Genomic DNA, 2250 nt, shown 5'->3' on the forward strand with positions numbered 1-2250 from the left:
TAAAATTCTTTTATACTTTCCATTCATCCTCCTTCATAAAATCTCCTCTAATTGTATCACTTAGAAGCTTAAGAGCATTTTTAATATCTCTTGCCTTCTTATGACCCAATTTCTCATACATTCTTACATTTGATTCGTTAATTGGTTTTAATCTCTCGTCCCTATTTTCCTCTCCCAGGTCTGTTAACCTTAAAATCCTAAGTCTTTTATCATCTTTTGAAGGAATAAGTTCTATAAGTCCCTCATCTTCAAGACTCTTAATAATATTATTTACAGTCTGCTTGGGAGCCCCAAGTTTTTCAGATAAGGCCTTTTGAGTTGGATTTTCCATAAGACCTATATTGATAAGGATGATAGTCTCTAGGTCGTTTAGGCCATAAAACTTCACCCTTTCTTTATTTAGGCCATTTGCACACCTTAGCAAAGAAAAAATAGAGAACATGGGATCAACTTCAAAATCCATAAATCCTCTTTCTCTAAAATAAATAAACAATTATTTGTTAACTAATATGATTATTATAGTACTATTTAGGACTATGTCAAGAAGATTTATAAATTTATATCAATACAAGTCCATATTTATCTTAAGCTAAAGAGCTAGGTAATGATAAAACAAAATCTTTAATGTATAATAAAGCCGAGGTGAATTATGATAGAATATTTAAAAGACCAGGGCATAAACGAAAACTTGATTGCCCTTTTAGAGGAATATAGAAAAGAAAACGGACTAGATAATAACGACAGGATTATAAAGCCTGAGTATAAATACTATGGCAAGGAAGTCTTAGAGCAAGCCATTTCCGCCCTACTTGCAGGCAAAAATATCCTTCTTACAGGAGCTAAGGCTACGGGGAAAAATGTCCTTGCTTCAAATCTTTCCTACCTATTTAAAAGACCAACCTATAATGTTTCCTTCCATGTAAATACTGATTTTGCTTCGCTAATAGGAGCCGATACCTTTAAAAATGGAGAGGTAACTTTTAGAAAGGGGCCTATTTATGAAGCAGCTATTAGAGGGGGCTTTGCAATTTTAGATGAGATAAATATGGCAAAAAACGAAGCCATTTCAGTCCTTCACGCTTCCCTTGACCACAGGAGAATTATTGATATATCTGGTTTTGACAAGATAAGTCTTGATCCAAATACCAGATTTATTGCTACCATGAACTACGGCTATGTAGGCACTCGTGAGCTTAATGAAGCCCTTGCTTCAAGATTTATGATTATAAATGTGCCAAATATTACCAAAGTTAACCTTGACCTCCTTCTTAAAGATAACTTCCCGACTCTTAAGGAAAAATATAGAAAGGCTATGATAGATATGTTTATTTCTCTACAGGTTAAGAGTGAAAATAATGAAATTTCAACCAAGGCTGTGGACCTTAGAGGACTAATCGGTTCTATAGAAACTATGAAAATCGGCCTAAATCCTTTTGATGCTATAAAGATGGGGCTTGTTAACAAGTCTTTTGACAGGTTTGAAAGAGATTTGGTTCTTGATTTAATAAAAACAAAGATTCCTGAAAAAATAGACGAGAGTGTCTTTGATGAGTGAAAATTTTGATAAAATAAGGGAATATAATATCATTTGGGATTTTGCGGAAAAATATGACTTTATCCCGCAAAAATCCTACCCTATGGATGAGCTTTATAAAAATATGACCAGGGGGCTTATAATTAAAACTTTTGATTTTAAAATCTTAGACTCATATTTTGACTACCTAAGAGCCGAAAGCCCCTTCTATCCAGAATTTTCCTTTATAACCAATCTCCTCATGGAGGATATAGCCTACAAGATTCTTGTTAAAGATAACCTGGTTATTGAAAAATTAAGAAAAGACTTTGCTAAAAAGGCCTTAAGAAAATACAACTTTCATGAGGCAGATGACTTAAAAGAGCAAATCGAAAAGTCCTACTACGGGCAAGTCCTAGGTAAACCTATAACTGAGGGGCCCTTTTTTAGGACTATTTATAGGGATATTTTTGAAATTTATGAGCTTGATACAACAAAACTTATAGAAAGACTTAACGAAGTTTTTAAAACCTATTTTACCTTTGAAAAATCCAGAGAAAATGAATCTCTTCTTAAAGAAATGATCAAGGATAAGAAACCCAAAGACTTTAAAAACTCAAAAAAAGATAGCAAGGATTTCGAATTTTCTGATGAATTTATCAAAGACCAATTTAACATTGGTTCAGCTGAGTTTACAGGAAATATATATCTCGAAGAAAAAAATAAGGACATGGATA

2 protein-coding genes and 1 pseudogene are annotated in these 2250 nt (G+C 33.0%); 2 read left to right on the plus strand and 1 reads right to left on the minus strand.

The genetic code is table 11. The features are described from left to right. Positions 1 to 10: 10 nt before the first annotated feature. Positions 11 to 463 carry a MarR family winged helix-turn-helix transcriptional regulator gene (locus Q0410_RS06495; RefSeq protein ID WP_299034534.1) on the minus strand — a complete coding sequence of 151 codons (453 nt, stop codon included), beginning with the start codon at positions 461 to 463 and terminating at the stop codon, positions 11 to 13. 186 nt (positions 464 to 649) lie between these two features. Between Q0410_RS06495 and Q0410_RS06500 the strand changes: the two genes are divergently transcribed. Together Q0410_RS06500 and Q0410_RS06505 are read left to right on the plus strand one after the other, a co-directional pair. Beyond that, positions 650 to 1555 carry an AAA family ATPase gene (locus Q0410_RS06500; protein WP_299034537.1) on the plus strand — a complete coding sequence of 302 codons (906 nt, stop codon included), beginning with the start codon at positions 650 to 652 and terminating at the stop codon, positions 1553 to 1555. Beyond that, a pseudogene (locus Q0410_RS06505) lies at positions 1548 to 2250 on the plus strand (hypothetical protein); the annotation flags it as partial. The gene Q0410_RS06500 and the pseudogene Q0410_RS06505, both read left to right, overlap by 8 nt.

Origin of the sequence: uncultured Anaerococcus sp. (assembly GCF_937934665.1) — a bacterium.
GTDB lineage: Bacteria > Bacillota > Clostridia > Tissierellales > Peptoniphilaceae > Anaerococcus.